23 protein-coding genes are annotated in these 22507 nt (G+C 44.6%); 14 read left to right on the top strand and 9 right to left on the bottom strand.

Annotated elements, in window-relative coordinates:
- Nucleotides 1–189: 189 nt before the first annotated feature.
- From truA to purF, 6 genes are all read left to right on the top strand, one after another.
- Entirely contained in the window at nucleotides 190–984 is a 795-nt protein-coding gene (gene truA, locus AC3CID_RS11140) for a tRNA pseudouridine(38-40) synthase TruA (RefSeq protein ID WP_004734161.1), read from the top strand.
- 176 nt (nucleotides 985–1160) lie between these two features.
- Nucleotides 1161–2087, top strand: a complete 927-nt coding sequence (gene accD / locus AC3CID_RS11135; protein ID WP_004734162.1) for an acetyl-CoA carboxylase, carboxyltransferase subunit beta — start codon at nucleotides 1161–1163, stop codon at nucleotides 2085–2087.
- Between the two features lie 42 nt (nucleotides 2088–2129).
- Entirely contained in the window at nucleotides 2130–3392 is a 1263-nt protein-coding gene (gene folC, locus AC3CID_RS11130) for a bifunctional tetrahydrofolate synthase/dihydrofolate synthase (RefSeq protein WP_054547205.1), read from the top strand.
- Complete coding sequence (locus AC3CID_RS11125) at nucleotides 3393–3965, top strand: SPOR domain-containing protein (RefSeq protein WP_054547206.1); 573 nt, start codon at nucleotides 3393–3395, stop codon at nucleotides 3963–3965. It abuts the gene before it with no gap.
- 61 nt (nucleotides 3966–4026) lie between these two features.
- Nucleotides 4027–4518 (top strand): CvpA family protein, encoded by a 492-nt coding sequence (locus tag AC3CID_RS11120; RefSeq protein ID WP_004734165.1) that lies wholly within the window; start codon nucleotides 4027–4029, stop codon nucleotides 4516–4518.
- A gap of 33 nt (nucleotides 4519–4551) precedes the next feature.
- Nucleotides 4552–6066, top strand: a complete 1515-nt coding sequence (gene purF / locus AC3CID_RS11115; RefSeq protein WP_004734166.1) for an amidophosphoribosyltransferase — start codon at nucleotides 4552–4554, stop codon at nucleotides 6064–6066.
- Nucleotides 6067–6141: 75 nt separating this feature from the next.
- Here purF and AC3CID_RS11110 read toward each other — a convergent pair whose 3' ends face one another.
- Nucleotides 6142–7017 carry a LysR family transcriptional regulator gene (locus tag AC3CID_RS11110; protein ID WP_004734167.1) on the bottom strand — a complete coding sequence of 292 codons (876 nt, stop codon included), beginning with the start codon at nucleotides 7015–7017 and terminating at the stop codon, nucleotides 6142–6144.
- Between the two features lie 228 nt (nucleotides 7018–7245).
- Between AC3CID_RS11110 and AC3CID_RS11105 the strand changes: the two genes are divergently transcribed.
- The 7 genes from AC3CID_RS11105 to recR all read left to right on the top strand — a co-directional run bounded on the left by AC3CID_RS11105 (nucleotide 7246) and on the right by recR (nucleotide 13249).
- The gene (locus AC3CID_RS11105; RefSeq protein WP_004734168.1) at nucleotides 7246–8349 is read left to right on the top strand and encodes a response regulator; all 1104 of its coding nucleotides are present in this window, start codon (nucleotides 7246–7248) and stop codon (nucleotides 8347–8349) included.
- Between the two features lie 148 nt (nucleotides 8350–8497).
- Nucleotides 8498–8635, top strand: coding sequence for a hypothetical protein (locus AC3CID_RS11100; RefSeq protein WP_004734169.1), 138 nt, complete (start codon nucleotides 8498–8500; stop codon nucleotides 8633–8635).
- 74 nt (nucleotides 8636–8709) lie between these two features.
- The gene (locus AC3CID_RS11095; RefSeq protein WP_065204975.1) at nucleotides 8710–9081 is read left to right on the top strand and encodes a YbaN family protein; all 372 of its coding nucleotides are present in this window, start codon (nucleotides 8710–8712) and stop codon (nucleotides 9079–9081) included.
- 161 nt (nucleotides 9082–9242) lie between these two features.
- Nucleotides 9243–9788: an adenine phosphoribosyltransferase gene (apt, locus tag AC3CID_RS11090; RefSeq protein WP_004734171.1), complete on the top strand. Its 546-nt coding sequence runs from the start codon at nucleotides 9243–9245 to the stop codon at nucleotides 9786–9788.
- Nucleotides 9789–9806: 18 nt separating this feature from the next.
- Entirely contained in the window at nucleotides 9807–12071 is a 2265-nt protein-coding gene (gene dnaX, locus AC3CID_RS11085; RefSeq protein ID WP_488526552.1) for a DNA polymerase III subunit gamma/tau, read from the top strand.
- 168 nt (nucleotides 12072–12239) lie between these two features.
- Nucleotides 12240–12569 (top strand): YbaB/EbfC family nucleoid-associated protein, encoded by a 330-nt coding sequence (locus AC3CID_RS11080; protein WP_004734156.1) that lies wholly within the window; start codon nucleotides 12240–12242, stop codon nucleotides 12567–12569.
- 80 nt (nucleotides 12570–12649) lie between these two features.
- Complete coding sequence (recR, locus tag AC3CID_RS11075) at nucleotides 12650–13249, top strand: recombination mediator RecR (RefSeq protein ID WP_017111149.1); 600 nt, start codon at nucleotides 12650–12652, stop codon at nucleotides 13247–13249.
- A 98-nt stretch (nucleotides 13250–13347) separates the two neighbouring features.
- Here recR and AC3CID_RS11070 read toward each other — a convergent pair whose 3' ends face one another.
- From AC3CID_RS11070 to AC3CID_RS11060, 3 genes are all read right to left on the bottom strand, one after another.
- A complete protein-coding gene (locus tag AC3CID_RS11070) occupies nucleotides 13348–14016 on the bottom strand; it encodes an outer membrane beta-barrel protein (RefSeq protein ID WP_488518135.1) in 669 nt (222 codons plus the stop codon).
- Between the two features lie 215 nt (nucleotides 14017–14231).
- On the bottom strand, nucleotides 14232–14921 hold the full coding sequence (gene aqpZ / locus AC3CID_RS11065; protein WP_488526551.1) for an aquaporin Z: 690 nt from the start codon (nucleotides 14919–14921) through the stop codon (nucleotides 14232–14234).
- Between the two features lie 93 nt (nucleotides 14922–15014).
- Nucleotides 15015–15263: a YkgJ family cysteine cluster protein gene (locus tag AC3CID_RS11060; RefSeq protein ID WP_004734153.1), complete on the bottom strand. Its 249-nt coding sequence runs from the start codon at nucleotides 15261–15263 to the stop codon at nucleotides 15015–15017.
- Between the two features lie 159 nt (nucleotides 15264–15422).
- On the opposite strand from AC3CID_RS11060, the gene AC3CID_RS11055 reads away from it, so the two are divergent.
- Nucleotides 15423–15860 carry a YcgN family cysteine cluster protein gene (locus tag AC3CID_RS11055; protein ID WP_017067609.1) on the top strand — a complete coding sequence of 146 codons (438 nt, stop codon included), beginning with the start codon at nucleotides 15423–15425 and terminating at the stop codon, nucleotides 15858–15860.
- 172 nt (nucleotides 15861–16032) lie between these two features.
- On the opposite strand, the gene AC3CID_RS11050 is transcribed toward AC3CID_RS11055, so the two are convergent.
- From AC3CID_RS11050 to rlmA, 5 genes are all read right to left on the bottom strand, one after another.
- The gene (locus AC3CID_RS11050; RefSeq protein WP_065681318.1) at nucleotides 16033–17610 is read right to left on the bottom strand and encodes an alkaline phosphatase; all 1578 of its coding nucleotides are present in this window, start codon (nucleotides 17608–17610) and stop codon (nucleotides 16033–16035) included.
- A gap of 193 nt (nucleotides 17611–17803) precedes the next feature.
- Nucleotides 17804–19690, bottom strand: coding sequence for a BCCT family transporter (locus AC3CID_RS11045; protein WP_488526550.1), 1887 nt, complete (start codon nucleotides 19688–19690; stop codon nucleotides 17804–17806).
- 193 nt (nucleotides 19691–19883) lie between these two features.
- Nucleotides 19884–20237, bottom strand: coding sequence for a hypothetical protein (locus AC3CID_RS11040; RefSeq protein ID WP_488526549.1), 354 nt, complete (start codon nucleotides 20235–20237; stop codon nucleotides 19884–19886).
- 269 nt (nucleotides 20238–20506) lie between these two features.
- A complete protein-coding gene (locus AC3CID_RS11035; protein WP_488526548.1) occupies nucleotides 20507–21466 on the bottom strand; it encodes a ChaN family lipoprotein in 960 nt (319 codons plus the stop codon).
- Between the two features lie 75 nt (nucleotides 21467–21541).
- Entirely contained in the window at nucleotides 21542–22357 is an 816-nt protein-coding gene (gene rlmA, locus AC3CID_RS11030) for a 23S rRNA (guanine(745)-N(1))-methyltransferase (protein ID WP_237300038.1), read from the bottom strand.
- Between the last annotated feature and the right edge of the window lie 150 nt (nucleotides 22358–22507).

The following is a 22507-nucleotide window of genomic DNA, read 5'->3' as shown; positions in this document are numbered from 1 at the left end:
AAAATCATAAAGGGTAGCATTGGCTACCCTTTATTTTTAGATGAGCCCAAGCGCCTTTGTTTTATTTGGCTTCTTAAAACCACCGCCTAGGGCGGTAGTGATTGTTTATTGCAGTTTTAGCCCCATCCTATTTGGGCTAGCACTCATTTCCGTATATACTTCTTGCCCATTTTCAAAGAGAACAAGAACATGAAAATTGCTTTAGGTATTGAATATAACGGTACCCACTACTTTGGTTGGCAGCGCCAACGAGACGTGAAAAGTGTCCAAGAAGAATTGGAAAAGGCTCTTTCAGTTGTCGCGAATCATCCTGTAGAGGTTATGTGCGCAGGTCGTACAGATGCCGGTGTTCACGGTACGGGACAAGTCGTTCACTTTGAAACTAATGTTGATCGTAAAATGGTGGCATGGACAATGGGCGCGAATGCCAACATGCCAAAAGATATTGCGGTTCGTTGGGCGACAGAAGTGAATGAGGATTTCCACGCTCGTTTTTCTGCAACTGCACGCCGTTATCGCTACATTATCTTTAATCATGCACTACGTCCTGGCATTCTGAATTCAGGCGTGAGCCATTACCATGGTCACCTTGATGAAAAAAAGATGCATGAAGCGGGTCAGTACTTGTTAGGCGAGAACGACTTTACTTCATTCAGAGCGACACATTGTCAATCTCGTAGTCCATGGAGAAACATGATTCACTTAAACGTGACTCGTCATGGGCACTACATAGTGATCGATATTAAAGCGAATGCGTTTGTTCACCACATGGTGAGGAATATTACGGGTAGCCTAATTGCAGTAGGTAAAGGTGAGCAAAAACCAGAGTGGATCCAGTGGCTTTTAGAGGCTAAAGATCGAAAAGTGGCTGGCGCAACCGCCAAAGCGGAAGGCTTGTATCTGGTAGATGTTGATTATCCTGAACATTTTGAGTTACCACGAGAGCCAATTGGGCCTCTGTTTTTACCGGATAATTTGAACTAAATGTGAGACTTAGGTTCAAAAAATATTACGGTTTCGTGCGTAAAATAGTGCCAGAAAATAGGTACAACCAGTTTTTTATCTACAGTCGCTGTTTTATGTGCTTTAATTCCCACGCATAATTCCCAAATTTATTTCTTTCGCAATCAAGCGTAAGAATCGAAACAAAAAGGTCTTCCATGAGTTGGCTTGAAAAGATTTTAGAAAAAAGCAACATCGTAACATCTCGTAAAGCGTCTATCCCTGAGGGCGTTTGGACTAAATGTACTTCTTGTGAGCAGGTTCTTTACCATGCTGAACTAGAGCGTAACCTAGAAGTGTGTCCAAAATGTGACCATCACATGCGCATGAAGGCACGTCGCCGTCTGGATACATTCCTAGACAAAGGTGAGCGCGTTGAACTAGGTGCTGATCTTGAGCCACAAGACAAACTGAAGTTTAAAGACTCTAAGCGTTACAAAGAGCGTATCTCTACTGCTCAAAAGAACAGTGGTGAAACTGACGCGCTGATCGCAATGAAAGGTGAACTACTAGGTTTACCAATTGTAGCGTGTGCTTTTGAATTCTCATTTATGGGTGGTTCAATGGGCTCTGTTGTTGGTGCTCGTTTTGTGAAAGCGGTAGATGCGGCTATTGAGAACAACTGTGGTTTAGTTTGTTTCTCTGCAAGTGGTGGTGCTCGTATGCAAGAGGCATTGATGTCTCTAATGCAAATGGCAAAAACCAGTGCTGCTCTAGAGCGTTTATCTGCGAAAGGCCTACCGTTTGTTTCAGTAATGACTGATCCAACAATGGGTGGTGTTTCTGCGAGTTTGGCAATGCTTGGTGATATCAACATCGGTGAGCCCAAAGCGCTTATCGGTTTTGCTGGACGTCGTGTAATCGAACAAACTGTACGTGAAGACCTTCCTGAAGGTTTCCAACGCAGTGAGTTCCTACTCGACCACGGCGCTATCGACATGATCGTTGACCGTCGTGAGATGCGTCAGCGCGTTGCAAGCCTTGTTGCTAAAATGACCAACCAGCCTTCACCATTAGTAGTTTCTGTGAACGATTCACCGAATGAAGCTACTTATGAAGTACCAGAAGCGCCAGAAAAAGGGTAAAGTACCTTCTAACAAACCTACTTAATCATGGTTATGAGTTAGATGAGTCAACAACCTATTCCTCAAGCCACATCCTCTTTGGAGATGTGGCTTGATTATTTATCAAACATCCACACAAGCGCTATTGATCTTGGATTAGACCGAGTTCAGGCCGTCGCCTCTAAGGCAAACCTCACCAAACCTGCTCAACACGTTATTACTGTTGCCGGAACTAATGGCAAAGGCTCAACGTGTGCACTGATGGAAGCCATTCTGTTGGATGCTGGTTACTCAGTTGGTGTCTACAGTTCCCCTCACTTAATTCGCTATAACGAACGTGTTCGTATTAACGGCCAAGATCTATCCGATGAAAAGATGGTTCAGTCTTTCAATTTCATTGAGAAAGAGCGCGGCGAGATCAGCCTTAGCTTTTTCGAGTATGGGACTTTAGCGGCGTTACGTGCTTTTCAAACTGAAGCGGTTGATGTTGTGTTATTAGAAGTGGGTCTAGGTGGACGCCTAGATGCGACGAATATCGTTGAGCATGATGTTTCTGTGATTACCAGTTTGGCTGTCGACCATGTTGATTGGCTAGGTGATGACATCAATGTGATTGGTTTTGAGAAAGCCGGTATTTATCGTAGCGGTAAGCCAGCTATCTGTGGTCAACCTAAACCACCAGCTACGGTTGCTGCTCACGCTGATGACATTAAGGCTGAGTTCTATCAGGTGGGTATTCAATACACCTATGATGTAGACGGCGCTACTTGGAACTGGCGCAGTGGTGCATTCCAACTAGAATCATTGCCTATTCCAAGCCTGCCGCTACCTAACGCAGCAACAGCATTGATGGCATTAGGTACTTCAGAACTTAGCATTAGTGATGTGAACGTCGTTAATGGCATGAAGAACGCACAGCTACCTGGGCGTATGCAGAAAATTAGCGAACAACCCGTGATTGTGCTTGATGTTGCGCACAACCCGCATTCGGCTGAATACTTTGCGCAGCAAGTAACGAAGAAGTATGCAGGCAAAAATTTACACGTTGTAGTCGCCATGCTTCATGACAAAGATATCCCTGCGACATTGGAAGTATTAGCACCAATCACAACACATTGGTACCCAGCTTCGCTGAACGGCCCACGAGCCGCAACAGCTGCTGAATTGTGTCAAAGCCTACCTCAAGGCGTAGAGCAGCATTCAAACCCTGTAGCAGCGTTTGAAGCGGCTTTAGCTTCTGTTAAAGGTGACGATGTTGTACTGGTGGTCGGTTCTTTCCATACTGTGGGTGAAGTATTGGAGCATTGGCAGAAAAAAGGAAACTAAATGGCAAGTAAATTCCAAAGCCGATTAGTCGGTACCATCATTTTAGTGGCCATTGGTGTGATTGTATTGCCCGATGTGCTGGATGGTAAGAAGCTCCACTATAAAGAAGAGTTTGCAAGCATTCCGATTAAGCCAGAGCTTGATAGTAATGTAGAAGTTTTTGAAGTACTCGACCCTGTTGAAGATCAGATTGCACTGCCGGACTCTCCGGTTGAGCGAGTGGTTGAAAGTGGTGTTGATAATTTAGATAAGCAAACTGCGTCGGCTTCCAGTAACAAAGAAGCGGATAAAGTGGCAGTGGTGGTTAAGCCCGTACCGGAAAAAAATGAATACCAAGACAGTGCTTGGATTATTCAATTGATGGCTTTGAAGAATGCTGACAACGCAAAAAACGTTGTTAAGGATTTACAAAAGCGTGGTTACCAAGCTCACACCAAGCAAGAAAAAACGTTTACGCGAGTAATTATTGGCCCGGATGTCTCTAAATCCAAACTTGAGCGACAAATTAAGGAATTAGAAAAAATTACGGGTTCAAAAGGCCAATTGCTCAAATTTAAACCGTTAAATCCATAAGAAAACGTTTGCGTCAGCATTTTTTCTGTTAAAATGCGCGCCAACTTAAGATGAAGAATTCATGAATTGGTTAGATTTTGTCATTTTAGGCGTGATCGGCTTCTCTGCCGTGATCAGTTTAGTTCGCGGTTTCGCTAAAGAAGCGTTGTCACTTGTTATTTGGTTTGGAGCATTTTTTATTGCTAGCCAGTACTACGCTAAATTAGCCATGTACTTCACCAATATCGAAGATGAGATGTTTCGAAACGGAACTGCGATAGCAGCATTATTTGTTGCAACGTTAGTTGTCGGTGCCTTAGTTAACTATGTTATCGGTCAGCTAGTTCAGAAAACAGGCCTGTCGGGTACAGACAGAATCCTCGGTGTCGTCTTTGGCGGCTTACGTGGTGTTCTGATTGTCTCAGCAGTGTTGTTTTTCATGGATGCGTTTACTGCATTCCCAAGTTCTGAGTGGTGGGAGAATTCGCAGTTGGTTCCGGAGTTTAGCCGAATCATTGCGCCGTTCTTTGAGCATTTACAAGCAACATCTAGTTTCTTATCTGGCGCGCTTTAGCGCCAGTTAATGTCGAAAATCGAGGATTAGGACATGTGTGGTATTGTTGGAATCGTGGGTTCAACACCTGTAAACCAGTCTATTTATGACGCTTTAACGGTATTGCAGCATCGTGGCCAAGATGCCGCTGGTATTTGTACCATAGAAAGCAATCGTTTCCGTCTGCGTAAGGCGAACGGCTTAGTTAAAGATGTTTTTGAAGCAAAACACATGCAACGCCTCCAAGGTAACGTGGGTATTGGTCATGTTCGTTATCCTACAGCGGGAAGCTCGAGTGCTTCTGAAGCGCAGCCTTTCTACGTAAACTCTCCTTTTGGTATCACGTTGGCGCACAACGGCAACCTAACGAATGCAAGTGAAGTTCGTGAGAAGCTGTTCGAAAAAGACCGTCGTCATGTCAACACAACCTCTGATTCTGAAGTTCTACTGAACGTATTGGCTCATGAAATCGATACTGTTAAAGGTAATGTGACTTCAGAAGATGTGTTCCGCGCCGTTGCAAACGTGCACCGTACTATTCGTGGTGCTTACGCAGTGACAGCGATGATCATTGGCCACGGTATGATCGCATTCCGTGACCCACATGGTATTCGTCCACTGTGTCTTGGTAAGCGTGAAATTAACGGTAAAACAGAGTACATGGTTGCGTCTGAATCGGTAGCGTTAGACGCTGTTGGTTTTGATTTTATGCGCGATGTTGCCCCCGGTGAAGCTATCTACGCAACATTCAATGGTGAGCTTTTCACTAAACAATGCGCAGATAACCCACAATTAAACCCATGTATTTTCGAGTTTGTTTATTTTGCTCGTCCTGATTCATTCATCGATAAAATTTCGGTTTACAGCGCACGCGTTGAGATGGGTGAGATGTTAGGCAAGCGTATTAAAGAAGAGTACGCAGACCTAGACATTGACGTGGTAATTCCAATCCCTGAAACATCGAATGATATTGCGCTACGAATTGCTCAAGCGATCAATAAGCCATATCGTCAAGGTTTCGTGAAAAACCGCTATGTTGGCCGCACGTTTATCATGCCGGGTCAGCAACAGCGTAAGAAGTCGGTTCGCCGTAAGCTCAACGCAATTCGTTCTGAGTTTAAAGGTAAGAACGTTCTATTGGTTGATGATTCTATTGTGCGTGGCACGACATCAGAGCAGATCATTGAGATGGCTCGTGATTCTGGCGCAAGCAAAGTCTTCATGGTTTCTGCTGCTCCTGAGGTTCGTTTCCCGAACGTTTACGGCATCGATATGCCGAGCGCGACGGAGCTTATTGCTCATGGCCGTGACAACGAAACGATTTGTAAGCAGATTGGTGCCGATGCTTTGATTTTCCAAACGCTACCAGATTTAATCTCGGCGGTAGGTATGGGTAATCAAGACATCTCTCGTTTTGATACATCTGTATTCAACGGCGAGTATGTAACGGGCGATATCGACCAAGCGTACCTAGATTTCTTAGACTCTTTACGCAATGACGATTCAAAGGTTGAGCGTGAGATCCAACAAGATCTCGCGAACCTAGAGTTACATAACGAAGGCGCTTAGCGTACTCATAAAAAATGAGTAATAAAAAACCAGAGCATCGGCTCTGGTTTTTTTGTTTGTGGAGAAGGGGTGACTCTAATGAATGTGGTATGCGATCACAAAATCAATAAACAGTCTAACTTTCTCTGGCAGGTGGTCTTTGTGATTATAAAGCATGTAAATATCACGAGGGTTAGCACTCCAGTCTTCTAAGACTTGCACTAAGCTGCCATCTTCAATGTATTCACGGATCATCACGTCAGGCATTAGGGTGATACCTAGGCCCTCAGAACAGGCTTGTCTCACGACATTAAGCGCATTCGCATTGAAACGACCTTTCTCGCTATTCACGACCGTCTCTTCATTCGAATTACTCAACTGCCACTTAATCAGCGGATAGCCTTTAAGTAGCGAATGATTCGCGAGCTCTTCTGCATGACTTGGTGCTGGGTTCTTCGCTAAGTAGTCAGGACTCGCGATAAGAATATCCTTCACTTCACTGATCTTTCTTGCGATTAAGCTTGAATCACGCTGCGGGCCGACTCTGAAAATGACATCCCACTCGGTTGGATCAAGCTGATCAGCTTGGTTGTTCATCATCAGCTCAATATTGATATCAGGGTATTGAGTCATGAATTCACTGAACATCGGCATCATCATGCGCTTGGTCAGGTTTGAGGGGGCGGTAATGCGAATCTTCCCTGAAGCACCTTTGCACACGTCTGTGAGTTCTTCAGCAGTAGAAGATAGACGTTGTAGTAACGGTGAGCATTCATTGAAAAAACGTTCGCCAGCCTCTGTTAAAGAGAGTTTACGCGCGTGTCTATTGAGAAGCCTTAGGTTCAAAGAGTCTTCTAAGGCTTGGATGCGTCGTGTAATGGTCGCAACCGGAATCATAGTCTTGCGCGATGTTGCGGTGTAGCTCCCATTTTCAACGACAAGTCGAAAGAGGTTTAAATCATCTAATTTCATAAATCCAGACACATTTGTTTACAATCTCATCTAATTTATACGTAATATTGAGATCAATGTTTGCGTTACGTCAACTCGTTGCACTATTTACCAGTATTCCAACCCTTGTCACGAATTACCAGTAAAGAGTGAACATTTGTGTATTTAGTATTTTATTACTAAGTTTTATATTAGTTCTTAGAACAGATAACAATAATAATTCGACTTAGTTTTGTGAGGTTAGAGATTATGTACAAAACTCACAGTCAGCCAGTTATGACCTCGGCTCAGGAAGTTCTCAATCAAAAATGCGTTATGTTGGTTGATGATGATCCTATTTTTCGCCGGATAACCAGCGCGTACTTAGACAAGATTGGTTATAAAGTGGTTGAGGCTGAAAATGGGCTGGACGCTCTGCAAAAGCTTAGAGACTCAGCGCCAGATTTAATTGTGTGTGACTTATCAATGCCGATACTAGATGGCATTGAGCTTGTAGAAGAGCTCAGTTTAGAGTATCCGTCACTGCCTATGATCGTTGTGTCTGGCACCGATGATATGTCTGATGTGGCGAAAGCATTACGATTTGGTATCAAAGACTTTTTAGCGAAACCTCTAGAGGATCACGGTCACTTAGGAAGTGCGATTGCGAATACATTGACAGATTCGTTCGATAACATTTCAGACCAACGAGATTTTTCAAGCCAATGGTTTTGTGTCGATGATGGGGGAGAGATCCCTGAAGACCAAGAGCTGCATTGGCATCTAAACTACCTGCAAGATAACCCGAGTGCTGCAAGAGACTTATTGCACGCGCTGCTTCCAGAGAAAGACACACGACAAGGCTCATGGCGTTGCAGCTACCGTTTACTGCAATCAACAGAAATGATGCCGCTTGTGTTTGATTATGCGTGGATGATGAACGGGCAGTTTGCTTTCTACCTTGTCGATTCGTCGTCTTCTGATAACGGCGGCTCAGCGGCCACATTGTTGGTGAGAGCGTTATTCCACGATTACATCAGAAATAGAAAAGATTTTAACGTTGATCTCAAAGATATTGCGGAAATTTTGGAGAAGGGGATTCGTTGCTCTAAATGTTCGACCCCTGTGAATGCTTTGTTTGGTGTTGCTGATCTTGCTGTGGGAACTATCTCTATTCTACCTGCGGGTTTAGACGGACAATGGTCAAATGGCGAATTGAATCAACATATTGCGGCGGGCGAGCGCTTGGGTGAGAACTGTAAGAAGAACTTCATTACACGGGATCTTCCGATTGAACAAGGCTGCCAGCTATCATTGAGCCTGCTTGGATCGGCCAGTTTTAGTTTAGACATACACCAAGGGTCCACTGATTAACCCTATATTTCCTCGGTTTTTGTGAATAATTGATTAAGGTATAGTTGCGCAAATGGTGTGGCTATGCCTTTTTTGTTAAATGTCGATTTAGCAAAGCGGGTTTGGTTCGCCAGATACTTACCTTTACTAACAAAAACAAGAAGCAATCATGGCAGATAACAAAGACTTTCAAGACCCGTTTAATGTATTCTATTTTTTAGGATTTTTAGCCGCATTTTTAGCGATTCCATTACTACCAGCAACCCTTACTTTGATCCGAGTATTCAATGGTTACGCAACATTCTAGTTAAGCTATCATCGCCGATTGGTGATAGCTAACTCAAGGAGGCCACAATTAGCGTTCGAGTTTTAAGCCTCAATATTGCTGGTGGCCTTTGTATCATTCTTGCAGTTCTAGGGATCGTTTTACCCGTTCTGCCAACCACGCCTTTTCTCCTTCTTGCCAGTGCATGTTTTATGCGAAGCAACCCCAAAGTTCACAAATGGATGCATGAGCATAAAACGCTGGGTCCCTTGTTGAACAATTGGTATCAACACGGTGCCGTTACCAAGCAAGTTAAAACGCGTGGCGTGTTCTTTATCTTGTTGAGTTTTGCGTTATCGATCTACTTTGCCCCGCTCATTTGGGTCAAGGTTTTCCTAATTTGTGTACTTGTTATTCTTCTCACATGGTTTATGCGACTTCCAACCCATGAGTTGGTTGCTGACAGCAAAGAAAATCACTACCATTAAGCCAGTGTGCCTGCTTGTATAGCGGGCGTTTATTATTTCAGCAATCAGAGTTATGACTCTCGTTGCAATGAATACCAATCGTACCTTTCCTTAATTCCGAGCGTTGATGTTTGATTCGCTAACGAGAGTTTGGAAAGCGGCCTAATGAAGTGCATAAGATTATGAACACAGAAAAAATCTCTCTGATCAAAGCAAGCATCAAAAGCATTCCTGATTACCCTAAAGCGGGTATTTTGTTCCGTGACGTAACAAGCTTGATGGAAGATCCTGCCGCTTACAAAGCGACAATCGACCTGTTAGTGGACACATACAAGGGCATGGGCTTTACTAAGATCGTTGGTACTGAAGCTCGTGGTTTCCTATTTGGTGCGCCTCTTGCTCTTGAGCTAGGTGTCGGCTTTATCCCTGTTCGTAAACCGGGTAAGTTGCCTCGTCAAACTGTGGCACAATCTTATGAGCTTGAGTACGGCACTGATACGCTAGAAATCCATACCGATGCGATCGTTGAAGGCGATAAAGTGCTGATGGTTGATGACTTGCTAGCAACAGGCGGTACGATTGAAGCGACAACAAAGCTGATTCGTCAGCTTGGTGGTGTGGTAGAACACGCTGCATTTGTTATTAACCTTCCAGAAATCGGTGGTGACAAGCGCTTACAAGGCTTAGGTCTAGAAGTGTTTAGCATCTGCGAATTCGACGGTCACTAATCCTTTTCGGAATTATTCATGAGCTATCTTGCGTTAGCGCGAAAATGGCGACCAACCAAATTCAAAGAAGTGGTTGGTCAAGCCCATGTTTTAACAGCATTAGAGAACGCCCTTAGCCAAAATAGGTTGCACCACGCTTACCTATTCAGCGGTACACGAGGTGTCGGTAAAACGACCATCGGCCGTTTGTTTGCGAAGGGACTCAACTGTGAAACAGGCATTACTTCAACCCCTTGTGGTGAGTGTGCAACCTGTAAAGAGATCGATGAAGGTCGTTTTGTTGACCTGCTCGAGATCGATGCTGCCTCACGTACTAAGGTAGAAGATACCCGCGAGCTTCTGGACAATGTTCAGTACAAGCCTGCACGTGGTCGCTTCAAGGTTTACCTAATCGATGAAGTACACATGCTGTCTAGGCACAGTTTTAACGCGCTTCTAAAGACCTTAGAAGAGCCGCCTGAGTATGTGAAGTTCTTGCTCGCAACGACGGATCCGCAAAAGCTTCCTGTGACTATATTGTCGCGTTGTCTGCAATTCCATCTTAAGCCGATTAGCGTTGATAATATCCACGAGCAACTCGATCATATTCTTGAACAAGAAAATGTGACGTCTGAATCTCGTGCGCTTGGAATGATTGCTCATGCCGCTGATGGCAGTATGCGTGACGCGCTGAGCCTAACAGACCAAGCTATCGCATTAGGTAATGGCAACGTAGTGACAGACACTGTTGCTCACATGCTTGGAACGCTGGATACAGACCAAGCGATTCATCTACTTGAAGCGATTAGCAGTAAACAACCACAATTAGCGATGGCTTGCATTCAAGCTCTTGCTGAAAATGGCGTTGAGTGGGATGGATTGCTGAGTCAACTTGCGACTCAATTACACCGTTTGGCGATGTATCAAGCTCTGCCGTCTACTTTAGACAAGGCTCAGCCTGACGCTGAAAGGCTAGAACTGTTGAGCAAAGCGTTAAGCCCACAAGATATCCAACTCTACTACCAGATAGTGCTGAAAGGGCGTCAAGACTTGCCATTATCGCCAACCGCTCGTGTTGGTATTGAGATGGTGGTTCTGCGTATGTTGGCATTCAGACCTGCTGAACAAACTGTTGCTACGGCTATCTCGACTGAGTCGACTAGCCCAGCGCCTGCTCCTGCAGCTCAGAATCCGGTTCAGAGTGTTGCTCAGCCAGTGAGTCAAGCTGCGCCAATGGCAGCTCCGAGACAGTCAGCTCAGGCTCCAGCGGTTTCACAGCCTCAAGTGCCTCAGCAAGCTCCTATTCAGCAGCCGGTGCAACAACAACCGCCGCAGAATCAGAACCAATATTCAGATTCGCAAGGTTACGCTGATCATTCAGGCAACCAAGGTTATCCAGAACAGGATTACCCGCACAGTCAGTATGACGCTCCACCTGCTTATGATGAACGTCCTAGCTACGGTGCGGAGCAGCCGATGAGTCCCATGACTCAGCAAACGAATTACCAGAATCAAGAGCAGCCAAATGTTGCTCCCGTTGCACCTTCTGTTCCTTCTGCTTCGCAAGAGCAACCAGCGCGTGCAACTTCGCCTGTGAGTGGTTTACGTCACCAATTGCGTTCTCAACGTAGAGGTGGTGCAGCAACAGAAAACAAAGGATCGGCGCCAAAAAAGGCTAAAGCGACACCAGCTAAAACTTCAGTTCTTGACCGAGTTGCTCAGCAACACGGTGGTTCTGAGCGGGTGTCGCCAGCTTCTTTAACCGCCTCTTCGACAGAAAATGTGACCAACGATAATGAACCTTATCGCTGGAAACCGTCTAAACCTGTAGTGAAAGAGGTGAGCAAAGAGCTTACACCTACTCAGATCAAGCGTGCGTTAGAGCATATTAAGACACCAGAAATGGTCGATAAACTGCTTCAAGAGTCAATTGTTCAAGATGAATGGTCCGCCACGATTCAAAAGCTAGAGACAGCCAAGCTTGTTGAACAGTTAGCATTGAATTCAGTATTTACTAAGATTGACACATCAATCACCTTAACGTTAAGAGCGAGCCAGGCTCACTTGAATACGGACCGTGCACAGAGTGAGCTATTACAGTCTCTCAATACTGTGCTTGGAGAAGAGTGTCATTTGAGTGTTGAAATTGGTGATGGTGGAGAAACGCCGCTAGAACTGCGAGAAAGATTGTATCAAAGCAAGTTGAAAGACGCGTTTACCAGTTTGGAAAACGATGCCAACGTACAGTTTATCGAAAGACGTTTTGCTGCCGAGTTGGATAGAGATAGCGTTCGTCCAATATAGTGTTCCTCCAATATCGATATGCCTTTCATTTAGTGATGAGCATATCATCCTTGGAAAGCAAATCAGAGAACTGAACTCGTGGGGTTGAATCACAGTGTTTTAACCCCCATTTAAGCCCTTAGTAGCTTAAATGATTTTAATAAACCAATTAGACCAGAGAGTAATAACATGTTTGGTAAAGGCGGTATGGGCAACATGATGAAGCAAGCCCAGCAAATGCAAGAACGCATGCAAAAGCTTCAAGAAGAAATCGCAAATATGGAAGTTACAGGTGAGTCAGGTGCTGGCCTTGTAAAAATTACGATTACTGGTAGTCACAGTGTTCGTCGCGTTGATATCGATGAAAGCCTAATGGAAGACGATAAAGAGATGCTTGAAGATCTTATCGCAGCCGCTTTCAACGATGCAGCTCGTCGTGTTGAAGAGACTCAAAAAGAGAAAATGGCTGGCGTAACTGGTGGGATGCAACTTCCACCAGGTATGAAAATGCCTTTCTAAGCGACTTATTTATAAGAGACTTGTCTCTTCCAACGGCTTGTTCTTGAATAAGCCGTTATTTAAAGTTAGAACGGTTAAATATGCGTACCAGTCATATGCTGGAGCATTTGATGGAGGCCTTACGTTGTCTACCTGGGGTTGGCCCCAAGTCGGCGCAGCGTATGGCCTTTCATTTGTTACAGCGCGATAGAAAAGGCGGCCTACAGTTGGCTGAAGCTCTTAGCCAAGCAATGACCGAAATTGGTCATTGTAATGAGTGCCGTACTTTTACTGAAGAAGATACTTGCCACATTTGTACCAATCCTAAACGTCAGGATAACGGTCAAATTTGTGTAGTAGAGAGCCCTGCAGACATTGCAGCCATTGAAGCAACTGGCCAATATTCAGGTCGTTACTTTGTGCTTATGGGGCATCTTTCACCACTTGATGGTATCGGTCCAAGTGATATCGGTCTCGATGTCTTGGATTACCGTTTACGTCGTGGTGATATCACTGAAGTAATTCTAGCGACTAACCCGACAGTAGAAGGGGAAGCAACAGCGCATTACATTGCTGAGCTATGTAATGCCCATGAAGTGAACGCTAGCCGTATCGCCCATGGTGTTCCCGTCGGTGGTGAGCTAGAGCTGGTGGATGGCACCACGCTTTCGCACTCCTTACTCGGTCGTCATAAGATCTAAAAAAGCCGCTTGGTGAATAATCACTAAGCGGCTTTTTCTTTATTAAGGCAGTCTGAATATCTTCCCTATATTCACTTTAGCTGAACATCACTATCCAATTAGAAGCGGTAGTCGACAGAAACGGTAAATTCACTGTTGTTTGGAATCGATAGCTTCACACCTTCCGCTGACTCAGAATACGATTCAAACATATGACGGTATTGGAAATCTGCGGAAACGTTTTTCATGATCTTGTATTGGATACCTGCTTGTAAACCGTACACAAAGTCGGTTTCTTTAGATTTAGCTGAGCCATTCTCTGAAGAGTCAATTAGATCAATATACTCCCCTTTAAAAGTGTTTTGTGTCATGCCGACAGTCGCGCCACCAAATACGGAGAATTGAGAGTTAATGGCATGAACGTAGTCATAAGAAACAAGGAACTCGGTTTGTGCAAGGTCTAGGTTAATTTCATCATCGTAGTCAGTAACTCCGCTGTGCCATAGTTCGTTGTCACCAGTAAAGTTAATCGTACCGGTAATACGATGGTTTTCTTGAATGTAAGCACCGCCACGAATATGGAAAGCAGCGCCTTTGGCTGTTTTACTTTCTTTAAAGCCAGGCTCTGATATTTGAGCTTTAGCCGAGTGGTAGCCTAAACCGCCACCAACAAAAAACTCGGTTTTAATTGGTTCTGGCATTAATTCAGGGGTTGGTGCTGATTCACTAGCGATAGCTGTTGTTGCTGTGAAAGAAGAGATAGCTAGTACAAGAAATGTTTTGTTCATTGTTGTGTCCATAGGTATAGGGAATTGCGTGCATTATGCTGAGGCTGATAATGGATCGCTAATGAACCGATGGAATATCCGTGTTAACCGGAGGTTATCACGTGGAGGAGCTAGGGGGCTTGCAACAAAATAAAAGCCGCTCAGTTTGAAGTGACCCCGTAAAGTTGGACATTTCTGTTAAGCGGCTTTGTTAGTTCGCTGTGTGAAAGTTATAGTTAATCTTTACCTCGAACAGCGTTATAGATGATTGCGCCAATCACGGCACCAATAATCGGTGCAACCCAGAATAACCATAGTTGCGAAACAGCCCAATCACCGACAAACACAGCTACACCAGTACTTCGAGCAGGGTTCACAGAGGTATTAGTGACGGGGATACTGATAAGGTGGATCAAGGTTAAACAAAGACCAATCGCGATAGGTGCAAATCCAGCTGGTGCTTTTGAATCGGTTGCCCCCATGATCACGAATAGGAACACCATGGTCATGACCACTTCACACACGAGTGCTGCGGTTAGCGAATAGCCACCCGGTGAGTGTTCACCGTAACCATTCGAAGCAAAGCCTGATGAGACAACGTCAAAACCTGCTTGGCCAGAAGCAATCACAAATAGCACGCCGCCCGCGATAATACCGCCAATCACTTGGGCAATAATATAAGGCGCAACATCTTTGCCATCAAAGCGACCACCACTCCACAGCCCGATAGTAACAGCAGGGTTGAGGTGACAACCGGATATATGACCAATAGCGAAAGCCATAGTGAGTACGGTTAAACCAAAGGCAAGGGAAACTCCGAGTAGACCTATTCCCACATCAGGGAAAGCCGCGGCTAAGACGGCACTACCACAACCGCCTAACACCAACCAAAACGTACCGAACATTTCTGCGATATACTTATTCATAACTATCCTTATTAATCTTTACCAGTATCAATAAGATAGTTTAGATCTATCAAAGTTGTGAAATCTTGGGCATATATAAGAAGAAAAGTATTGTTAGGTTATTGCTTCGAGCTCAATAAGGTTATCAAGCGCTTCTTGGTCTGTTTTACCACAGATTATAGGGCAGGCTTTGAATTGGTGACATACCTTCGGGCGTGAAGGTTGACCAAATAATTTGCATAGATCTTGCTCATTTAATTGAATGCAGCGTACGCCCGCAGGCTTACCATTAGGCATTCCAGGAATAGCAGATGTAATACTTGGAGCGATACAACAAGCTCCACAACCTAGGCGACATTCCATCAAATTAAACTCACTAAATAACAGGGTGCGCGATAGTAGCAAAAAATGATGAGAGTGACAGCTGTTGATTGAATCAAAGAATGAACAATTATTATCCTTGAACTTTTTATGGGCTAGCGGTATAACACGCACCCCAGTAAAAGAGTAAGAAGTAATCCTATGACGAATCCATTTTGGCAAGAAAAGACACTAGAGCAAATGACCGAGAACGAGTGGGAATCACTGTGTGACGGTTGTGGTAAGTGTTGCCTACATAAATTAATGGATGAAGATAGCGATGAAGTTTACTACACCAACGTGGCGTGCAGCTGGTTAAACGACAAAACATGTTCGTGTAAAGACTACCCGAACCGCTTCACTTCAGGTGAAGAGTGTTTGAAGCTGACTCGTGACAAAATTCATGAGTTTCACTGGCTGCCAGACACTTGTGCTTACCGTCTTCTATCAGAATCTAAGCCGATTCCTGAGTGGCACCCATTGATCACGGGATCTAAATCAGAGATGCACGCAGCTGGTGAAAGTGTTCGAAACAAAGTGGTATACGAAATTGATGTTGTCGATTGGGAAGACCACATCTTGAACCACCCAAATCGCTAGTTATTCTAAAACAGTCGCTCTTGAGCGACTGTTTTGCTATTTGGCGTCGCCTAAATTTAAAACTTACTTGCTTACTTGCTTACTTGCTTAACTTAAAGACTAAAAGATTTAAAAAATTAAAACAAAAAACGCCCCGAAGGGCGCTAAGTAAAACGAGCAAAAAAGATTCAGGCTAGTTTACTTGTTGTTTAATGTACTCACCCAGTTCTGAGTGGTGCATGATTTTCGAAACTGGCAATATCTTTTCAGCAGGGCCCCAAGCAAACACGTTCACTGGTGTGTGAGTATGTGTACCTGTACCCCAAACGATGTTTTGACCGGTTGCTTGTTCACGAGCAAGCAGGTTGCCACGGTCGTTATATGGGAAGAAAGCATCGAAATCGTTGATAGCAGGTACTTCTTCTGCCGATAAGTATTTGTGCTGAGCCAATCGGTATGGATTCGGCTTACTGGCTAATACGTTTTTCGCTTGTTCAGCAGTGATAGGGAACTCACTGTTTTTGTTGACGATCTCAGCCAGTTTTTCAGGTGTTTGCAGCGCTTTATCTAGCTTCTGAAATTCGCTGATCATGCCGTAGTAGCTTTGCTTCTGATTGTATAAACCATCAAGAATATCGAATGCGCCAAAGTTAAAGTTGGGTGCATAGTCGCGATCAGCAAAGGCTTCGCCAGAACGTTTCTGTGGTTTTGGTAGGTCATTAGAAGAGTAGCTGAAACCGAAAGAGCCTGTTTCGTGGTCTGCGGTCACAATCACGATTGTGTCTTCACGATCTTTTGCCCATTCATACACCGTTTGGATCGCTTCATCAAACTTGAGTAGTTCATGCAGCATGGTGCCTGCATCGTTACTGTGTCCCGCCCAGTCGATTTGGCCACCTTCGACCATTAGGAAAAAGCCATCTTCATCTTTGGATAGGATGTTGAGTGCTTTTTGTGTCATCTCTTTCAGGCTTGGTTGAGTTCGTTCGCCACTCTTTTTCTTGTTGCTGTAAGCGATGCCATCATCCATGCCCGAGTAGGCGAATAGGCCAAGTAGTTTATCGCCCTTAGCGTCGTCTAGCATGTTGCGATTAAACGCCAGTTGGTAGCCGTCTTTCTCTGCTTCAGTCAGCAGGTTACGGTCGTCTTTACGCTTCGATTTGAGATAAACATCACCTTGAGTCAGTTTCTCAAGTTGCTTATAGGTTTCACCTTTGTCGTTGGTCGATTTAGGGATCCAATGACGCAGTCCTCCAGAGAGCATCACATCAGCGCCCGTTGCTAACATGTCAGATGCAATTTGATTCTCTAAAGAACGGTGAGGTTGGTGAGCGGCGAAAGAAGCAGGGGTCGCGTGAGTTAAGCGCGTGTCGGACACTAAGCCGGTCGCTTTGCCTGCTTTTTTCGCTTTCTCAAGTACTGTCTCAACATGGTTACCCTGGGAATCGATACCGATCACTTCTGAACCGCTGTAGATACCCGTTGCAAGCATGGTCGCAGAGCAAGCTGAATCCACTACGATTGCGTCTTCCGGATGCGTTAGGGATGAACCAATAACCCCTTCTTGAGCAAGTTGATAAATGGCCGTTTTGTTCCCTTTATAGATGGAATTTGGCGCTTGGTTTGCGTAGGTTTCCAATAAGCCAACTTGCTGAGGTCCCATGCCGTCGCCGATCATCAGAATGACATTTTTGATTTCTGCTGAAAGTACGTTGAATGAGAGTGTAGAGGTTACCACTGCGGTAACAATTGGTTTCATAAAGTGCTTCATTAGTTATCCCTTTTTATATAAGCGGGATGATTAGAACACCGATTTGTGTCAAAGTCGTTTCATATTTGTTTCATCAATATGAAATTGAGCAATAACTCAAGTTTTTAGAAAAGCATAAAAAAAGGCTCACATTTCTGCGAGCCTTTGTCGTATTTAGGAGAGTCCAAATAAATGGACTGTGTCATGGCTAATGTCAAGCAAGTGGCAGTTCTGCAACCACCTGATTGAACGCGACTCGAGCTTTCTGAGCTTGCTCTGATAACTCAACTTTTTTCGCTTGAGCTGTGCTTAGGTTGTTTTCAGCCTGCTCAAGTGCTTGTTGTAGGTTTTCAGGAAGCTCATGTGTTTCCATTTGTGCACCCTGTTCAAGAACATAAGCGCGGATTTCTTTCTTCACATCAGCAAGGGCTTTATAAGCTTCACGTTCAAGTTCTGCTGCATCTTGTGCTGCGTCTTTCTCTTTCTCGAACTGTGCCAATGCCATACCTTCTGCCGACCATGGGTCCATGTCTGGCAGCTCTTCGATGTTAATCGTTGGCTCGATGTAATTCTCTTGGTGACGCAAATCGAGGCTCGTCGCACGAACGGCTGAGATCATCAACATCACAGAGATAGCCAGTAGCGGTAAGCCACCAACAATCGCAGCGGTTTGAAGCGTGCTTAGGCCGCCCAAGAACATCAGAATCGTTGGTAAGAACGACAGTGTGAATGCCCAGAACATACGGTTCCAACGCATTGGCTCTTCGGTCACGTTGTTTTGAACCACAGAAGCTAAAATGTAAGATATAGAGTCAAAGGTTGTCGCAGTAAAAATAATACACAACAGTGTAAATACGGCGATCACTAACGTGCTCATTGGCAGTTGTGCCAGCATCGAGAAGATAGCTTTGGTTGCGCCTTCTTCGTTTAGGATTGCAACGACATCTAGCTCACCAGATAACTGTAGGGATAAACCGTAGTTACCTAAGATCATGAAGAATAAGAAACAGCCTAATGAACCAAAGAAGATAGAGCCTGACACCATTTGTTTAATGGTTCTGCCGCGAGAGATACGCGCAACAAACAGGCCCATGCTTGGTGCAAAAACTAGCCACCATGCCCAGTAGAAAATGGTCCAATCTTGTGGGAAATGGGTATTTTCGAACGTACCGTAGCCGCCGAATGGTTCAGCCCACGTTGCCATCACGAAGAAGTTAGACAATAGGCGACCAATCGAGTCTAGACCTGTTTCAAGCATGAAAATCGTTGGGCCAGCGATTAGGACGAATATCAATAGTCCCATTGCGCCCCAGAAGTTGATGTTACTGAGGATCTTGATGCCTTTTTCCAAACCAGCATACGATGAGTATGCGAATATCGCAGTACAAACCAGAAGCACCATAACTTGAGTGACGTTATTTTTTGGTAGGCCGAATAAGTGGTTAAGACCTTCAGTAATAAGAGGTGCTGCTAAACCTAACGTTGTTGCTGCGCCACCTAATAGACCAAAGATGAATAGGATATCTACAACTTTACCTGCAACGCCGCGGCTATGGTGTTCACCCAATACTGGCATCAATGCACTAGAAATTTTTAGTACAGGTTGTTTACGTACATAGAAAAAGTAGGCAATTGGAATAGCAGGGATTAGGTAAATAGACCAAGCAATTGGACCCCAGTGGAATAAACCATAGGTCGCAGCCCAACGAACGGCTTCTTCACTGCCGGGTTCTAGTTGAAAAGGAGGTGATTGGTAGTAGTAAGCCCACTCGATACAGCCCCAGTACAAGATACTTGCCCCGATACCACCACAGAAAAGCATTGCTGCCCATGAAGCGGTTTTAAATTCAGGTTCTTCATCGGCTTCACCCAGTTTAATTTGTCCCATATCACTGAACACAACGTAAACCATGAAGGCACAAGCTGCGAGTCCAAGGGCTAGGTACAAGAAACCAAGCTGGTCTGTCATAAAGGTTTTAGCGATCGCGATCCAGTCTGCTCCTTGCGTCGGGAACATAATCAGCGGGAAGATGATCGTGAGTAGGAGTGCTATCGCACCAAAAAAGGTTGGCTTATCAATAAGCGCAAAAGAGTTTTTCACGAGTATTATTCCATTAAAATGAGAGCGGAATTATGTCGTGAACTCGTTTTTTAGGACAAATCAGGTCTGTTGTCGTGACGACAAATCGATTTTTTGCAATGAAAGAGGCTCAGAGCAATAGGGTCTATGTAAGCAGTGCTGTGCAAACAATGCACGTGGTGCAGTGAAAGGAATGCCGTAAAGGAAAGTAAGGTTATATGAGAGCGAGAAGAATGCCACCAACCGTTGCCGCTGCGGATAAGTATTGCCCTGCTGAATAAGAGTTATCTTCCTCTTCTTCAATCTTATCTGGGTGATCCATACCAAGTGCGCCATGAGCAAATGACTCAACCTTATCAGTTACGGTTTCATTCTCTGCTGCAACTCTCTTGGCTTCTTTATCGATTTCTTTAAGGGCAGATAATAGGGCTTTGCCCTCATCGGAAAGCTTAACGGTATTTTGCTCAACCTTAAGAGGTGCAGGCTTGTCAGCTTCAATGCTTTTAGCTTGTGCGTTCATTTGCGAAGGTGAATACAGCTGAGTGTTATTCGTTCCTACTGGCGTCATATCGCTCTCCTTACCTATCCTTAAATATAGTATCGGCAGAGGTGTGAAAAACTTGTGCATTTAATCACCGTGGTGATGTTTTTTTATTCGCACAATATATCTTCGTCTGCTTAATCAAAACTGCTTGGTAATTAAGCAATTCCTATGCCGATATCAATATTTATCTTAGGGCACGATTGAAGAAGCCTTTAGCGTACTAGATTTCTCGCTTACCAGGCTTCTAGCGTACCAGACTTTAACTTGAATAAGATTAAGTCTGGATAGCGAGTTTAGTCGCACTTGAGATCGGATCCGCGCTTAGATAGGTGCTTGTATGCCTTCATTCGGTTCTCTTTCTTAACAAAGCGAACCGGCGGCGAGAGAACTTCAAGCTGATAGTCACTGCTATCCGATGAGATCTCTTCAACTGGACTGATGATGGCAATTTTCAAATCAGGGTTACGACGTAGAATCGATGCTGCAGTGCCTAAACCACCTTCGGTGTGGAACTTACCGGCCACATGAATCACCTGTTGGTCTGGGTTTGATGCGAGGTAATCAACAATCGACTCTGCCATGGTTTCGTCCCATGTTACTTGAGCCGCAAACTGTTTTTCTGTTTGCTCTGGTGTTCCGTGATGCATCGAAGCCATGAACTTTTCTTTATAAGGGCTATCGCCAGTATCCACTTCTGAAGCAATCCATTGACGCTGTTCCGTCGTTAGCTGATCTAGATAGGATAATCCTTTACGGCCGATACACTGTACAAAGGGTTTTGGTGCGTTTGCCGCAATGATATTGACGTCGTTGGTTTTAGCGAACTCCACTAACGCGCGGTAATCACTTTCGTAATTTGGCCAAGCAGCGGCTTGAGACATAAGAACTTGTTCGCCAATCTCATCATTTAGATATTGGTTTAATGTGTCTTGATACTCTCGAGTGAATTGTTCCATTGAAAGCGCGATGTTTGATGTGGCGTTGCGGCGCACTTTTAAAAAATCGGTTTGGAAGCGATGGATTGCCGAGTGAGTGTGCCATTCGCCAATAAGAACCACATCAGCGTCAATCAGCTGTTTAGGTAATGCATTGAGAGAAAGCGCTTCGCCTTGTGGAGACGCGAATTGGTAGTCGTAGAATGTGGAAACGGCTTGCGTTTGCGTGTTAGCCACTTGTTGAGAAGTGTTGTTTGAAGGTTGATTAGCACAAGCTGTAAGCAGGGTCGCTAATCCGATAAGAATAATACGTTGCATGAAATGCCTCCTTGAAGAACACGCATACTAAAGGAGGCAAGATGAGATTTCAATGCAAACGATAATCAATATCAATTAAAGTTGTTTGCGGTACACTCGTAGCATAAAGTCAGCTTCACAGTTGAATTGCTCTGCATCGGTGAGTTGTTGTTTAAATTCTTCACTCGCTTTCCAAGCAAACGGCGTCATCTGTAGCAGGTCGAATGCGTCTGACCCCGATAGTTCCATCATATAGTTTAGTTGCTCTTGGTGCTCAAGAGTAAAACCTTCGATCACTTCTGGATCTTCATCGTGCAAACGAACGCCATCATAAATCGCATCGCGCAGCTGATACAGGTGTCGGCTAGCAGGTGTCACGGTAATCACCACACCATTGTCTTTGATCGTGCGTTGCAGCTCTTCTGCCTTGCAAGGCGCGTATATGCGTAGAATGCCATCTAAGCTATTTTCAGCAAAGGGTAGGCGATGACTCGAAGCGACTGAGAAGTCGACTGCTGGGTAGCGTTTAGCCGCATATTTGATAGCAATCTTAGAGATATCTAGACCAAAAGTAGCGCCATTCTTTTCTTGAAGGTTTACCGCAATTTCATTGGTGTAATAACCTTCACCACAACCTATATCTAATAGGCTAGGGGCTGTTTCTGGCAGATAGCTAGTGCATAGACCAACAACGGCTTGGCGCATCGGATCGTAGTGGTTGCCTTCAAGGAAGCGGCGACGAGCCTGCATCATCTCTTTGTTGTCACCTGGATCTTTTGAGCGTTTGTGGTGTGCAGGCATCAAATTGACATAGCCTTCTTTCGCTAGGTCGAACTGATGGTTCTTTTCACACTTAAACGTACGATCGTTTTGAGATAAAGGTTGGTGACACAAAGGGCATTGGTAAGTCATTGCGAACTCGAGGTAGAAATTTCAAGTCCAAAATTTTAACAGGAAGCATAGTGGGGCGCTAGAATAAACGCAGCTGTCTTGGCTAACGGTAATCCGTGAATAGGTAGAGCCAGTTAGTGAAGAGATAGAGCCAACGTATGGTTGGCTCTA

This window comes from Vibrio sp. QJM3NY_21, from assembly GCF_057785975.1.
This window is presented reverse-complemented; position numbering and strand designations above follow the sequence as displayed.

Bases quoted from the DNA above. Each gene is read 5' to 3' on its own strand.
- truA (WP_004734161.1), top strand. From the start codon at position 190: ATGAAAATTGCTTTAGGTATTGAATATAACGGTACCCACTACTTTGGT.
- accD (WP_004734162.1), top strand. From the start codon at position 1,161: ATGAGTTGGCTTGAAAAGATTTTAGAAAAAAGCAACATCGTAACATCT.
- folC (WP_054547205.1), top strand. From the start codon at position 2,130: ATGAGTCAACAACCTATTCCTCAAGCCACATCCTCTTTGGAGATGTGG.
- AC3CID_RS11125 (WP_054547206.1), top strand. From the start codon at position 3,393: ATGGCAAGTAAATTCCAAAGCCGATTAGTCGGTACCATCATTTTAGTG.
- AC3CID_RS11120 (WP_004734165.1), top strand. From the start codon at position 4,027: ATGAATTGGTTAGATTTTGTCATTTTAGGCGTGATCGGCTTCTCTGCC.
- purF (WP_004734166.1), top strand. From the start codon at position 4,552: ATGTGTGGTATTGTTGGAATCGTGGGTTCAACACCTGTAAACCAGTCT.
- AC3CID_RS11110 (WP_004734167.1), bottom strand. From the start codon at position 7,017: ATGAAATTAGATGATTTAAACCTCTTTCGACTTGTCGTTGAAAATGGG.
- AC3CID_RS11105 (WP_004734168.1), top strand. From the start codon at position 7,246: ATGTACAAAACTCACAGTCAGCCAGTTATGACCTCGGCTCAGGAAGTT.
- AC3CID_RS11100 (WP_004734169.1), top strand. From the start codon at position 8,498: ATGGCAGATAACAAAGACTTTCAAGACCCGTTTAATGTATTCTATTTT.
- apt (WP_004734171.1), top strand. From the start codon at position 9,243: ATGAACACAGAAAAAATCTCTCTGATCAAAGCAAGCATCAAAAGCATT.
- dnaX (WP_488526552.1), top strand. From the start codon at position 9,807: ATGAGCTATCTTGCGTTAGCGCGAAAATGGCGACCAACCAAATTCAAA.
- AC3CID_RS11080 (WP_004734156.1), top strand. From the start codon at position 12,240: ATGTTTGGTAAAGGCGGTATGGGCAACATGATGAAGCAAGCCCAGCAA.
- recR (WP_017111149.1), top strand. From the start codon at position 12,650: ATGCGTACCAGTCATATGCTGGAGCATTTGATGGAGGCCTTACGTTGT.
- AC3CID_RS11070 (WP_488518135.1), bottom strand. From the start codon at position 14,016: ATGAACAAAACATTTCTTGTACTAGCTATCTCTTCTTTCACAGCAACA.
- aqpZ (WP_488526551.1), bottom strand. From the start codon at position 14,921: ATGAATAAGTATATCGCAGAAATGTTCGGTACGTTTTGGTTGGTGTTA.
- AC3CID_RS11060 (WP_004734153.1), bottom strand. From the start codon at position 15,263: ATGGAATGTCGCCTAGGTTGTGGAGCTTGTTGTATCGCTCCAAGTATT.
- AC3CID_RS11055 (WP_017067609.1), top strand. From the start codon at position 15,423: ATGACGAATCCATTTTGGCAAGAAAAGACACTAGAGCAAATGACCGAG.
- AC3CID_RS11050 (WP_065681318.1), bottom strand. From the start codon at position 17,610: ATGAAGCACTTTATGAAACCAATTGTTACCGCAGTGGTAACCTCTACA.
- AC3CID_RS11040 (WP_488526549.1), bottom strand. From the start codon at position 20,237: ATGACGCCAGTAGGAACGAATAACACTCAGCTGTATTCACCTTCGCAA.
- AC3CID_RS11035 (WP_488526548.1), bottom strand. From the start codon at position 21,466: ATGCAACGTATTATTCTTATCGGATTAGCGACCCTGCTTACAGCTTGT.
- rlmA (WP_237300038.1), bottom strand. From the start codon at position 22,357: ATGACTTACCAATGCCCTTTGTGTCACCAACCTTTATCTCAAAACGAT.